Genomic DNA, 13,209 nt, shown 5'->3' with positions numbered 1-13,209 from the left:
CAAGTGCCCATGGACAGGTCCATGACTGTCCGGGCAGATCTCCTGCCGGGATGATCGTGGGGAGGCGCCGCCGCGCCTCCCCACTCGTTCGTGCGACACATGGTGCGAGATCTTGCGTGTGCGCCCGGCCTCTGATCAAAACACGGACCATGATCCAGTTGCCGCCCAAACCCGATTTCCATTACGAGACGCAGGCCCGCGCGACCGGAGCCCTGCATGTCGCCGGGGTGGACGAGGTCGGGCGCGGGCCGCTGGCCGGGCCGGTCACGGCCGCCGCCGTCATCCTCGACCCCGCGCGCATCCCCGATGGCATCAACGATTCCAAGAAGCTGGGTCTGAAACGGCGGCAGGATGTCTATGCGCTGCTGCGCGATTGTGCCGTGGTTTCTGTTGCCCATGCCTCGGTCGAGGAGATCGACGAGATCAACATCCTCCAGGCCAGCCACCTTGCGATGCGCCGCGCCGTTCAGGGGCTGGCGCTGCGCCCCGACCATGTGCTGATCGATGGCAACCGGATTCCCGTCGGTCTCAACCTTCCCGCGACGGCGCTGGTGAAGGGTGATGCGCGCTCCCTCTCCATCGCGGCGGCGTCGATCATGGCGAAAATTGCCCGCGACCACATCATGTGGGATTTGGCGCAACACTTTCCCGGCTACGGCTGGGAACGCAACGCAGGCTATCCTACGAAACAACACAAGGCGGCCCTACAGGATTTGGGTGTGACCCCACATCATAGGCGCAGCTTCGCCCCCGTGCGCAATATATTGTGTCGAGACTAAAACTAACCCCCTGAATCAAATAAACAAATTGACCCCGATTCTGCTTTGACTCATCATTTAGCCATAACAACGAGCGCGAAAATCGCGCCGTAACGAGGCAGAGCAATGATGAAAACCAAGGTAAAGGGGGCGCAAATGCTCCCACTGAACTCGATTCTTGATGGTGACTGCGTGGAGGCAATGAACAGCCTTCCCGAAAATTCCATCGACCTGATTTTTGCGGATCCCCCCTATAACCTGCAACTGCGGGGCGATCTGCACCGGCCGGACAATTCCAAGGTCGACGCCGTTGACGACGCCTGGGACCAGTTCGCCAGCTTTGAAACCTATGATCGGTTCACGCGGGACTGGCTCAAGGCTGCGCGCCGGATCCTGAAACCGAACGGCGCAATCTGGGTGATCGGGTCGTATCACAACATCTTCCGGGTCGGGGCCGCGCTTCAGAACGAAGGCTACTGGATCCTGAATGACGTGGTCTGGCGCAAGTCGAACCCGATGCCGAACTTTCGCGGCAAACGCTTTACCAACGCGCATGAAACGATGATCTGGGCCTCGAAATCCGAAGGGGCAAAGTACACCTTCAACTACGAGGCGCTGAAATCGCTGAACGAAGGCGTGCAGATGCGATCCGACTGGGTGCTGCCGATCTGCAATGGTCACGAGCGGCTCAAGGACGACAACGGCGACAAGGCGCATCCGACGCAGAAACCGCAATCGCTGCTGCACCGCATTCTTGTCGGCTCCACCAACCCCGGCGATGTCGTTCTCGACCCGTTCTTCGGCACCGGCACCACCGGCGCGGTCGCCAAGATGCTGGGCCGTGATTTCATCGGGATCGAGCGTGAAGAGTCCTATCGCAAGGTCGCGGAAAAGCGTCTGGCACGGGTGCGCAAGTTCGACCGTGAAACGCTTGAGGTCTCGGCCTCCAAACGCGCAGAGCCGCGCGTGCCCTTTGGCCAGCTGGTCGAACGCGGCATGTTGCGTCCGGGCGAGGAACTGTGGAGCATGAATGGCCGTCACAAGGCCAAGGTCCGCGCCGATGGCACGCTGATCGGCGATGACGTCAAGGGCTCGATCCACCAGGTGGGCGCCGCGTTGGAAGGTGCACCTTCCTGCAATGGCTGGACTTACTGGTGCTTCAAGAAAGATGGCCAGACCATCCCGATCGACCTGCTGCGCCAGCAGATTCGTGCCGAGATGATCTGACGTCACTGCGAAATTCGCCCCGCGCCTGACCCGGTCCCGCGCGGGGTACCCTCCAAACCACAGCCGCCTGTACCGCTGCGTCTTACGCAGGGTGCGCACTGGGCCCTGCCGCTTGCGGTGGGGCTTTTTTTGTGCGGCCCGGGGATTGCCGAGGGGGCGCGAAAATGGGCATCCGCGTTCAAGCAGGCGGGTTTCGCGGCATCTTTGTGCGGGCAATCCAAAGAGGCGGATCGCGGTGCGGCTTTGACTTGACATGCCGGCGACACGCTCACCACGCTTAGGTGCTTTTCCTTTTTAATCAGGTGGTTACATGAAAAGGCACTTGGCCGGATTGCAGGTGCTCAGGGGACTCGCCGCGACGGGCGTCGTTGTTCATCACGCCTCCAGCTGGCTGGCCAGGCAGAACCCGACCCTGACCCGGGTCGAGGACCTGGACCTTGGGACGCGCGGTGTCGAATTGTTCTTCGTTCTGAGCGGGTTCATCATATATTTCATCCACGCCGCTGACGAAAAGGGGCCGGTCTCGCTTCAGAACTACGCGCTCAAGCGCTTTGTCAGGATCTTTCCGATCACCTTCATGGTCGTCTCGCTTTGGTTCGCGTTCCTGGTCGTCCTGAACGCGGTGGGTGTGACGAATGAAACCCATTCAGTCCTGACCTGGCTAAGCTCGGCGCTGATCATACCCGCGGTCGAGCGCCCCTTGCCGGTGGTCATCTGGACGCTGAGGCACGAGCTTTTCTTCTATCTCGTTTTTGCGTGCTTCTTCTTTTCCAGCCGCGCCTTTTACGTCCTTCTGGCGATCTGGGCACTAAGCTGCCTGGCTTTCACAGTGCGTCAGAGCCCCGATTACTCTGGCGTTGCGACCCTGAAATACGTGCTGGCCGGCAATCTCAACCTGCTGTTTCCCATGGGCGTCGGTGTGGCGGCGCTCTACCTGCGGGCGAAGGGGATGCGCGATACCACCGGGGCGTTTGCGGTCTCGGTTGTGGCTTTGATCGTCGCCCCGATCGTGCTGTTCAACCTGCCGGGCCTGTCCAGCGCGGCGCGAACCTTGATCTATGGGGCCGTCTCGGCCTGCGCGATTTTCGCCGCGTCGGGCACCCCAAGGCGATTTCCGGGGCTCGAGCTGATTGGCGATGCCAGTTTCTCCATCTACCTTGTGCACCTGCTGTCGTTTCACTTCTCGGTACGGCTGGCCTCGCCGTTCGTGCCGAACCATCCCTGGATTGCGCTGCTGATCATGGTCACGCTGGGGGTCGCTGCGGGCGTCGGGACGTATCTATGCCTCGAAAAGCCCTTGCTTGCGGCGGTGACCCGGTGGACCAGGCCTTTCAGGGCGGTGCGACCCGCCTGAGCCATGGCAAGGCCGATCGTCTTGCGGTTGCGGCCAGACTATTCTTGGCCGGTGTCGGGGGGGGCTGGCTTCCGGCGACGGGTGAGGGGGGGGCGGCGCGCATGGCCGCCCTACTCCCCCAGCTTCGCGTGCACCTCGTCCAGGTCGATCTCGCCCCCCGGCATCTTGTTGGACGGGTCGTGCGCGTCGTATTTGAACATGTCGAAATCGCGTTTGTAGATCTCGTACACCAGGTGCATCGACAGATCGTCAAAATAATCCTCGACCGGGTGCAGGCGTTTCGGGCCATGCCCTTCGCTTTCGTTGAAACGCGGGATCGTGGCCAGGTCGACGGGATGCGGGGTCTTGATGTGGTCCAGTACCTTGCCCATGCCATCGTTGAACGCCTCGGTCCACAAGATCGCGTCATAGCGCCCGCCGTTGACGATATAGGTCGAGACATGCCCCGACATGGCCGACCAGTGGATATCGGGGTCCATCGGGCGCCGCCAGCGGATCGTGTCGCGTGCAAACAGCAGAAACCGTCGAAAACTGGCAATCTGGTCAAACGTTTCGGTGCCATCGGCGCCGCCAACCTCGATGCCGTATTTCTGGGTCAGCATCGGCACCAGGTTGCCCCGATAGCGGCTGCCGTTGCGTTGGATGCCGCAGATCTTGTCGAAAAAGGAGGACAGGATGCGCGTGTAGGGATTGCGCACGCAGGTAAAGGCAAAGCTCTTGTGCGCCCTTGCATTGCCCTCGATCAGGGGCTGGCTCGCCTCCAGCGCCCATTTGTGCAGGCCGCCCGTGGCATCATGGATGTCCCCGTCAAAGAATTGTCCGTGGTCGGAATAATACAGGATCTGTCCGATGGTCGAGCAGGCGCACTTGGGCACCACGCGATAGATCACGCTCTCGCTCTCCGTCATCCATGTTCCGGGAAAACCCATTCACCCAGTCTCCGATCTCACCGCCAGATCCGGCGCGCGGCCAGTTCCGGTCTCGTCTCCCGTTCCGGCCCCTTTGACCATAGTGCAGCAAAACCCAAACAAGGCCTGTTTTTTGCACCCAAGTTGCCGCATAAACTTGGCTACCTTGATGCAGTCGAAAGGCTTAACGTTTCGCCAATGGCGACCATTGCATTCATATTGTTGTGCCACAAGGATCCTGAGGCCATCATAGATCAGGCGCAGCGGCTGACAGCGGTGGGCGACTACATGTCGATTCATTTCGACGCCCGTGCCAGTCCGGCGGACTATCAGCGCATTCGCGCCGCGCTCCACGACAATCCCCGTGTCGTCTTTGCGCACAAGCGGGCCAAGTGCGGATGGGGCGAATGGAGCCTGGTGCAGGCCACGCTCCACGCCGTGCAGGCCGCCGTCGACGCCTTTCCGCGTGCGACGCATTTCTACATGGTCTCCGGCGACTGCATGGCGATCAAATCCGCCGAATACGCCCATGATGTCCTTGACCGCGACGAGGTGGATTATATCGAAAGTTTCGATTTCCACAGCTCGGGCTGGATCAAGACCGGCATCAAGGAAGAACGGCTGATCTACCGGCACCCCTTCAACGAGCGAAAGAACAAGCGTCTTTTCTACAGATCCATCGCCTTTCAACGGCGCTTCGGTCTGGCGCGCAGCATCCCGGCGGACCTGCAGATCCAGATCGGCTCCCAGTGGTGGTGCCTGCGCCGCCGCACGATCGAGGCGATCCTCGATTTTTGCCGCACCCGCCGCGACGTGATGCGCTTTTTCCGCCGCACCTGGATCCCGGACGAGACGTTCTTCCAGACCCTCGTGCGCCACCTGGTGCCGGAAACCGAAATCAGCGCCCGCACCCTGACGTTCCTGCTGTTCACCGACTACGGCATGCCGGTCACCTTCTACAACGACCACTACGACCTGCTGCTTGGCCAGGATTACCTCTTTGCCCGCAAGATCAGCCCCCAGGCGCATGAAATGAAGCGCCGCCTGGGTCAGCTCTACGCCGCCCGCGGTGTCGATTTCCAGATCTCGAACGAGGGGCGCTCGCTGTTCCGGTTCCTCTCGGGGCGCGGCCGCGTCGGGCGCCGCTTTGCCACCCGCTTCTGGGAAACCGAAAGCTCGCTGGGACGGGAACGCCAGCTGATGATCGTGATCTGCAAGAAATGGCACGTCGCAAAGCGGCTGGTCGACCAGATCCGCCAGGTGACCGGCCTGCACTGCGTCGATTACCTGTTTCACGAAGACCACACGCCGCTGCCCGACCTCGGCGGCATCCAGACCAACCTGGAAAAACGCACCCGCCACCGACGCGCGCTGATGCGGATGCTGTTCGATTATCACAAGACGGACCGCATGGTCGTCTGCATGGATCCCTCCGGCCTCGACCTGCTGCACGACTTCTGCAGTGATCGCGCCCAGACCCGCCTGCTCGAAATCGACTGCGCCTTTAGCGACGATTATCTCACCGGCCACGCCCGGCGCGTCGGTCTCGCGGGCGAACGCACGCCGCCCGAAACCCTGGCGCGCCTGCTGCCCACCATCCGCCACGACATGACCTTCGAATCCGATCAGATCCGCGACAGCGATTTCGAAAATCTCTACCGCATCCGCGAACAGCAGGCAGCGGCGGAAAATGCCCCCGCGGTCGCCGGATTCCTGGGCGTGCCACTGGCCACCGCACATGATATCGTGGCGCTCGACCACCTGTTCACGGACTGAGGCCCGTCCTGACCCGCACCCGACCCCTGCCAACCCGAGGTAAACCTTGACCTATTCCTACGACGACCAGAACATCTTCGCGAAAATCCTGCGCGGTGAAATTCCCAACAACACCGTTCTCGAAACCGATCACACCCTGGCCTTCGCGGACATCCGCCCGCAGGCCCCGACTCATGTCTTGGTCATCCCCAAGGGCCCCTACGTGACCTATGACCATTTCGCAGCCGAGGCGAGCGACGCCGAGATCGTCGATTTCAACCGCACCGTCGCGCGCATCTGCGCCGACGCCGGGATCACCCCGGACACCGGCGCGCGCTATATCTCGAACGCCGGCCCCGATGGCGTGCAGGAGGTGCCGCATTTCCACCTGCATATCCTGGCCGGTCGCAACATGGGCCGCATGGTCGCGCCTCAGGCCTGACCGGCGCCGCGGCGCCCGCCTGCCTCACCGCTTGCCACGGAGCCTTGTTTCGCGGTAATTCCAGCACAGCAGCTCAGCCATTCGCAAAGGGACAGCCCATGCCGATCGAAGCACCGGAAACCAGGATCGTCGATAGCCACAAGGTCGCCTGTGACGGCGGCGAAGGGGCGCTCGGTCACCCGCGCGTCTGGCTCACCATCCCCGACGACACCGGCTTCGTCGAATGCGGCTATTGCGACGCGAAATATGTCCTCAAGGACCACGGCACCCCCGACGCGCCCAGCCACTAGGCCCAGTCACTAGGCCCGCACGCACCCACGGCCCGGCGCGCCTAAACTCACCGTCGGTCCGTCTTCGCCGCGCGCTCTTCATCATCTGGCGGGAAATACCCCGGGGGGGCGCCGCCCCGGCGCGGGGGGCAGCGCCCCCCTCCCTTGCCCCCGGATTGCCCCCTTGTCCCGACACATTCGCCGGTCGGGGGCGCGGCCGTCGCGGCAAGGGCGGTTGATGCACGCTGGCGACTCCGCGGTCTTCGTGGCATTACGGTCTCCGCAACATCCGGAGGCGCAACATGAGCACACAATTCGGCACGGGCTGCCATCTTCACCTGATCGATGGCTCGGCCTTCATCTTTCGCGCCTACCACGCCCTGCCGCCGCTGACCCGCAAATCCGATGGCGCGCCGATCGGCGCGGTCGCGGGGTTCTGCAACATGCTGCACCGCTATGTCGAGGGAAACACCGGTCCCGACGCGCCCACCCATGTCGCGGTGATCTTCGACAAGGGCAGCCATACCTTCCGCAACGATCTCTATGATCTCTACAAGGCGAACCGCGACGCCATGCCCGAGGATCTGCGCCCGCAGATGCCGCTGACCCGCCGCGCGACCGAAGCCTTCAACATCGCCTGCAAGGAGATCGAGGGATTCGAGGCCGATGACATCATTGCCACCCTTGCCTGCCAGGCACGCGAGGCAGGCGGGCGTGTCACCATCATCTCGTCCGACAAGGATCTGATGCAGCTGGTCGGCGGCGGGGTTGAAATGCTCGACGCGATGAAGAACCTGCGCATCGATGTCGAGGGGGTCGAGGCCAAGTTCGGCGTCAAGCCCGACCGCGTCGTCGACGTGCAGGCCCTGGCGGGCGACAGCGTCGACAACGTCCCCGGTGCCCCCGGCATCGGCATCAAGACGGCGGCCCTGCTGATCAACGAATACGGCTCGCTCGAAGACCTTCTGGATCGCGCCGGGGAAATCAAGCAGCCCAAGCGTCGCCAGACCCTGATCGACTTCCGCGAACAGATCGAACTGTCCAAGAAGCTGGTCCAGCTCGATTGCGATACGCCGCTCGAATTCACCCTCGACGACCTCGAGGTGCGCGACCCCGACCCCGAGGTCCTCTTGCCCTTCCTGGCCGAGATGGAATTCCGCACCCTGTCGCGCCGGGTCGCCGAACACCTCGGCGCCGAGGCCCCTGAAATCACCGAACCCGCGCCCTCGGCTGCCGCGGCGGATATGCCCGAAGCGCCCGCGATCGACGACAGCCGGTACGAGATCGTCACCGACGCCGCCGCGCTGCAATCCTGGATCGACCGCGCCTACGAACGCGGCCACCTCGCGCTCGACACCGAAACCACGGGGCTGGACGAAATGGTCGCGGACCTGGTCGGGTTCTGCCTCTGCATCGACGCCGGCCATGCCTGCTATGTCCCCGTCGGTCACAAGGCCGAGGACGGAGGAGAGGGCCTCTTTGCCTCCGACACGCTGGCCGATGGCCAGATGCCCCTCAACACGGCGCTCGACATGCTGAAACCGCTGCTTGAGGACGCCTCAGTCCTCAAGATCGGGCAGAACATGAAATACGATGCCAAGATCCTGCGCCGCTACGGCATCACCGTCGCCCCCTACGACGACACGATGCTGATCAGCTACGCCCTGAATGCGGGCCTGCACAATCACGGCATGGACGCGCTGTCCGAACGCTACCTCGGCCACACCCCGATCCCGATCAAGGAGCTGATCGGGTCGGGCAAATCCCAGATCACCTTCGACCGGGTCGCCATCGACAAGGCCGCGAAATACGCCGCCGAGGACGCCGATGTCACGCTGCGCCTCTGGCAGCAGCTGAAACCCCGCCTGCACCGCGAAAAGGTCGCGACGGTGTACGAAACCCTCGAACGCCCCCTCTCGCCCGTGCTGGCGCAGATGGAAATGCACGGCATCCAGGTCGACCGCGACACGCTCTCGCGGATGTCCAATGCCTTTTCCCAAAAGATGGCCGCACTCGAATCCGAAATTCACGACCTCGCGGGCGAAACCTTCAACGTCGGCTCGCCCAAGCAGCTGGGCGAGATCCTGTTCGACAAGATGTCCCTGCCCGGCGGCAAGAAGGGCAAGACCGGCGCCTATGTCACCGGCGCGGATATCCTCGAAGACCTCGCGACCGAACATGACCTGCCGGGCCGCATCCTCGACTGGCGCCAGCTCAGCAAACTGAAATCGACCTATACCGACGCGCTTCAGGAACACATCAATCCCGAAACGGGCCGCGTTCATACCTCCTATGTCCAGACCGGCGCCAACACCGGGCGCCTGGCCTCGACCGACCCGAACCTGCAAAACATCCCCGTGCGCTCCGAGGAAGGCCGCCGCATCCGCGAGGCTTTCGTCGCCCCCGAAGGCAAGGTGCTGCTGTCGCTCGACTATTCCCAGATCGAATTGCGCATCCTGGCCCATACCGCCGGCATCGACGCGCTGAAACAGGCCTTCCACGAAGGCCAGGACATTCACGCCGCCACCGCGTCCGAGATGTTCGGCGTCCCGCTCGAAGACATGACGTCGGACGTGCGCCGTCAGGCCAAGGCGATCAACTTCGGCGTCATCTACGGCATCTCGGGCTTTGGCCTGGCGCGAAACCTGCGCATTCCGCGCGCCGAAGCTCAGGGCTTCATCGACCGCTACTTCGAACGCTTCCCCGGCATCAAGGAATACATGGAGGCCACGACCGCCTTCGCCAAGGAACACCTCTTTGTCGAAACCCTGTTCGGCCGTCGCATCCACACGCCCGAAATCGCCGCCAGCGGCCCTCGCGCCGGCTTCGCCAAGCGCGCCGCCATCAACGCGCCGATCCAGGGCACTGCCGCCGACATCATCCGCCGCGCCATGATCCGGATGCCCGACGCCATCGCCGACCTGCCCGCCAAGATGCTGTTGCAGGTCCACGATGAACTGGTGTTCGAGGTCGACGAAAGCGCCGCTGACGAGGTGGCCGAGGTCGCCCGCCGCGTCATGGAAAATGCCGCCGATCCGGCAGTGCACATCGACGTGCCGCTGGTCGTCGATGCGGGCAAGGGCAAGAGCTGGGCCGAGGCGCACTAGCGCCCGGCCCCCGCAAACCCGGCCCTGCAAACCCGCCCCCGCTAATACCCTCTCCGCGAACAGGGCCCGCGATTGCATCGCGCCCCCTGCGCGGCGGGGCGGGCCGGAGATGTGCCGAATCGCGGGCCTAATGCGCGCCGCTGCACTGCCCGTGGTCGCCAAGCGCCTCGATCAGCCCGCAAGGCTCTCCCGGGGCATGGTCACAGGTGGCGGCCAGGCGCTCCAGCTCGGTTTCCAGCCGTTTCAACCGGGTGATGCGCGACCGCACGTCGGCCAGATGGTCGCGCGCAATCTCATGGGCGCCGTGGCAGTCACGCCCCTTGTCGCTCAGCTCCAGCAGATGCCGGATCGCCTCCAGTGGCAGGCCCAGGTCGCGGGCATGGCGAATGAAATGCAGCCGGTCCAACCCGGCGCGACCATAGCGGCGCTGATTGCCCGCCGTCCTCTCGCCCTCCGGCAACAGCCCGGCCTGTTCGTAATAGCGAATCGTCGGCACTTTCACCCCGGTCTGCCGGGACAGGGCTCCGATGGAAAACATTGTGAAATCTCCTCTTGAAGCTCTAGTGACTAGAGATCCTAGATTAAGGGCAACCTGGGGGCCAGCCCCGACAAACCCTTACGAAAGACGCAATATGCCGCATGATCATTCGCACCACGACAGCCCCCAAGGTCACTCCCACGCGGGCCACTCCCACGCCGGGCATCATCATACCGATCCGGATCTTGTCGGGGACCGCCGCGTTGCATGGGCCGTCGCCGTCAACATCCTGCTGACGGTCGTTCAGATCATCGCCGGTATCTTGTCCGGTTCCCTGGCCCTGATCGCGGATGCGGTGCATAACCTGTCGGACGCCCTGTCGCTGGTGATCGCCTATCTGGCGCGCCGCATTGCCCGCCGCCCGGCGGATGCCGGCATGACCTTCGGCTATGGCCGGGCCGAAGTCGTCGCCGCCCTGATCAACTATACCACGCTGATTGTCATCGCCCTGTTCCTCGCAGCCGAAGGCGTGCAGCGATTCTTTGAACCGCGCGATGTGGCGGGATGGATGGTTGTCATCGTCGCCGCCGTCGCGCTGGTCATCGACACCATCACCGCGCTGCTGGTGCTGCGCCTGTCCCGTGACAGCGTGAACATGCGGGCGGCCTTTCTGCACAACGTGGCTGATGCGCTCGGCTCGGTTGCGGTGATTGTCGCCGGTACGGTGATCCTGCTGTATGACTGGACGCTGGTCGATCCCATCGTCACCATCGCCATCTCAGCCTATATCCTGTGGCACGCCGGCAGCGAGATTACGCCTGTGATCCGCCTGCTGATGCTGGGCAGTCCCGAAACCCCGACCGTGGGCGATGTGACGGCGCAGCTCGGCACCGTGCCCGGCGTCGCCTCGGTCCACCACCTGCACCTGTGGCAGATGCAGGAAGGCGAAGTCGCGCTCGAGGCGCATGTCGTTCTGACCCCCGACGCCTTCGCGGCCCCTTCCGGCGGCGCAGATACCCGCGCGGCGATCAAGCAATGCCTGTCCGAGTCCTTTGGCCTGACCCATGTCACGATCGAGCTTGAGGAGCCGACGAATGCCTGCAACGACGCCCCCCTGATCGGTCACTGACATACGGCACAGGCGCGTGGCCCGCCGCCCGGGCAAATCGGTCTCCCCCTCTGGTCGGCCTGATCGAGGCTCCTCGTCGGGGTTGTGAAAGGCCGCTCAACCCGGCGTCGGCGGCCACGCTTCGGCCAGCCCGCGACGCCACCTTTCGCGGCGCATGGCGGTGCCGGATACCGACGTGGCAACGTGCGCACCAAGTCATTGTTCGTAAAGGTTTCAGCGGCGCAAAAACCGCCTAGTTACCGCCCAGATACCGCTCAAATACCGACGTTCCTGAATCCGGGTCAGCAGGGGGCGTCATCGCCCCAATCGCAGACGTCAGGCGGGCCGTTTGAACGCCCCGAGTCCCGCCTGCGCATCGGCAAGCCAGCCCAGTCCGTCCTGGGTCCTGCCGCGTGGTCGATAGTCGGCACCGACCCAGCCGTCATAGCCGCTGGCATCGAGGCGGGCGAAAAAGCTGCGGAAATCGATCTCTCCCTGCTCGGGCTCATGCTGGCCCTGCGGCCCGGCAATCTGCACATGATGCGCCAGACCGCCATATTTATCCCAGCTTTCCAGTACGTTACCGGTGATCATATGGGCATGGTAGGTGTCGAATTGCAGCCCGAGGTTTTCTGCGCCAACCGCCGCGATGACCCCCGCACCACGCTCGAAATCGCACAGGAAATAGCCGGGCAGGTCGGTCGCATTCATCGGTTCGATGGTCAGGCTCTGTTCTGGTGCGAAGGCGCAGGCCCATCTGAGGTTTTCAACCATGGTATCAAAGGCCTGGTCGCCCCACGCGGCCCCGGACATGACGTGGATATGCCTGGCTTTCAACGTCTGCGCATAGCGCAACGCGCGCCGGAAATCATGCCGGAACCTCTCCTGCGCGCCGACAATCGCGGCGAACCCCGCCGTGCCACCCGTGTAGTTGGGCGGTGGCGCATTGATCAGGACCAGCGGCAGGTTCGCAAAGCCCAGGGCATTGCGGATGTCCTGCGCGGGCGTGTCATAGGGGAACGGGATCTCGACCGCCTCGAACCCGGCCTCGGCTGCCGCCAAGACCCTTTTTTGCATGGGAATTTCGGTAAACAGCGTCGTCAGGCTGGCTGCGAATTTCGGCATGGTTCATCCCCCTTCCGCGCAAGGCCCAAGGGGCCCGACCGTCTGGAATCAGGATGCGTGCGGCCTAGGGCGCGGTCAACTCGTCCGCCGGAATAATCGGGAAAAACGTGCCGCCGGACCAGACCCCGAACCAGTCCTGCCCCTCACTTTCGCAGGTGTCGCCCAGATCGACGAGGCGGTAGAAACTCTTGCGATCAATCAACGCCTCCAGCCTGTCGCGCACCAGCACATAGGGCGATGGCTCGCCCGTCTCCGGGTCGCGGACAACCCTGATCGGGTGATCCGGCCCGGCAGCGGCCTTGTCCGCTACATTGGTCAGGAAGGTCAGAGATTGCGTCTCGCCCGTGCCCTCCACGTCGAAATCGACGGCAACGAATGGCGCATCCTCAACCGTGATACCAACTTTTTCGACCGGCGTGACGAGGAAGTATTGATCCCCATCCTTGCGCAGGATGGTCGAGAACAGGCGCACCAGCTCAGGTCGACCGATGGGCGTTCCCAGATAGAACCATGTGCCATCGCGTGCGATACGCATATCCAGATCGCCGCAAAATTCCGGGTTCCAGGCGTGAACAGGCGGAAGTCCGCGTCCCTTGGCTGCTTTTGCAGAGGCAAGGATACTCTCTGCTGTCACTTTCACGGTATTTTGTGTGAGCATGAATTGGCCGTTAACCATCT

At 63.2% G+C, this 13,209-nt stretch carries 12 protein-coding genes; 8 read left to right on the top strand and 4 right to left on the bottom strand.

The window, feature by feature from the left end; genetic code table 11:
• Window positions 1–149 precede the first annotated feature (149 nt).
• The 3 genes from DL237_RS02260 (at window position 150) to DL237_RS02250 (ending at window position 3,339) form a co-directional block, all read left to right on the top strand.
• On the top strand, window positions 150–779 hold the full coding sequence (locus DL237_RS02260; RefSeq protein WP_119397409.1) for a ribonuclease HII: 630 nt from the start codon (window positions 150–152) through the stop codon (window positions 777–779).
• Between the two features lie 105 nt (window positions 780–884).
• A complete protein-coding gene (locus DL237_RS02255) occupies window positions 885–1,985 on the top strand; it encodes a site-specific DNA-methyltransferase (RefSeq protein ID WP_119397408.1) in 1,101 nt (366 codons plus the stop codon).
• 310 nt (window positions 1,986–2,295) lie between these two features.
• The gene (locus DL237_RS02250) at window positions 2,296–3,339 is read left to right on the top strand and encodes an acyltransferase family protein (RefSeq protein ID WP_119397407.1); all 1,044 of its coding nucleotides are present in this window, start codon (window positions 2,296–2,298) and stop codon (window positions 3,337–3,339) included.
• Window positions 3,340–3,449: 110 nt separating this feature from the next.
• Here DL237_RS02250 and DL237_RS02245 read toward each other — a convergent pair whose 3' ends face one another.
• Entirely contained in the window at window positions 3,450–4,268 is an 819-nt protein-coding gene (locus DL237_RS02245; RefSeq protein WP_119397406.1) for a sulfotransferase family protein, read from the bottom strand.
• Between the two features lie 177 nt (window positions 4,269–4,445).
• On the opposite strand from DL237_RS02245, the gene DL237_RS02240 reads away from it, so the two are divergent.
• The 4 genes from DL237_RS02240 to polA all read left to right on the top strand — a co-directional run bounded on the left by DL237_RS02240 (window position 4,446) and on the right by polA (window position 9,820).
• Window positions 4,446–6,023 carry a DUF5928 domain-containing protein gene (locus DL237_RS02240; RefSeq protein ID WP_119397405.1) on the top strand — a complete coding sequence of 526 codons (1,578 nt, stop codon included), beginning with the start codon at window positions 4,446–4,448 and terminating at the stop codon, window positions 6,021–6,023.
• A gap of 46 nt (window positions 6,024–6,069) precedes the next feature.
• Window positions 6,070–6,444: an HIT domain-containing protein gene (locus DL237_RS02235; protein WP_119397404.1), complete on the top strand. Its 375-nt coding sequence runs from the start codon at window positions 6,070–6,072 to the stop codon at window positions 6,442–6,444.
• Window positions 6,445–6,542: 98 nt separating this feature from the next.
• A complete protein-coding gene (locus tag DL237_RS02230) occupies window positions 6,543–6,734 on the top strand; it encodes a zinc-finger domain-containing protein (protein WP_119397403.1) in 192 nt (63 codons plus the stop codon).
• 281 nt (window positions 6,735–7,015) lie between these two features.
• On the top strand, window positions 7,016–9,820 hold the full coding sequence (gene polA, locus DL237_RS02225; RefSeq protein WP_119397402.1) for a DNA polymerase I: 2,805 nt from the start codon (window positions 7,016–7,018) through the stop codon (window positions 9,818–9,820).
• A gap of 127 nt (window positions 9,821–9,947) precedes the next feature.
• On the opposite strand, the gene DL237_RS02220 is transcribed toward polA, so the two are convergent.
• Window positions 9,948–10,358: a MerR family transcriptional regulator gene (locus tag DL237_RS02220; protein ID WP_119397401.1), complete on the bottom strand. Its 411-nt coding sequence runs from the start codon at window positions 10,356–10,358 to the stop codon at window positions 9,948–9,950.
• A gap of 94 nt (window positions 10,359–10,452) precedes the next feature.
• Here DL237_RS02220 and DL237_RS02215 point away from each other — a divergent pair, with 94 nt between their 5' ends.
• Window positions 10,453–11,427 (top strand): cation diffusion facilitator family transporter, encoded by a 975-nt coding sequence (locus DL237_RS02215; protein ID WP_119397400.1) that lies wholly within the window; start codon window positions 10,453–10,455, stop codon window positions 11,425–11,427.
• A 315-nt stretch (window positions 11,428–11,742) separates the two neighbouring features.
• Here DL237_RS02215 and DL237_RS02210 read toward each other — a convergent pair whose 3' ends face one another.
• Window positions 11,743–12,531, bottom strand: coding sequence for a hydroxypyruvate isomerase family protein (locus tag DL237_RS02210; RefSeq protein WP_119397399.1), 789 nt, complete (start codon window positions 12,529–12,531; stop codon window positions 11,743–11,745).
• Between the two features lie 64 nt (window positions 12,532–12,595).
• Window positions 12,596–13,189 carry a DUF1285 domain-containing protein gene (locus DL237_RS02205; RefSeq protein WP_119397666.1) on the bottom strand — a complete coding sequence of 198 codons (594 nt, stop codon included), beginning with the start codon at window positions 13,187–13,189 and terminating at the stop codon, window positions 12,596–12,598.
• Window positions 13,190–13,209 lie beyond the last annotated feature (20 nt).

Source organism: Pseudooceanicola sediminis (assembly GCF_003575965.1).
In the GTDB taxonomy this organism is placed as follows: Bacteria; Pseudomonadota; Alphaproteobacteria; order Rhodobacterales; family Rhodobacteraceae; genus Pseudooceanicola; species Pseudooceanicola sediminis.
The sequence above is the reverse complement of the archived record's forward strand: the minus strand, read 5'-3'. Positions and strand labels throughout refer to the sequence as shown.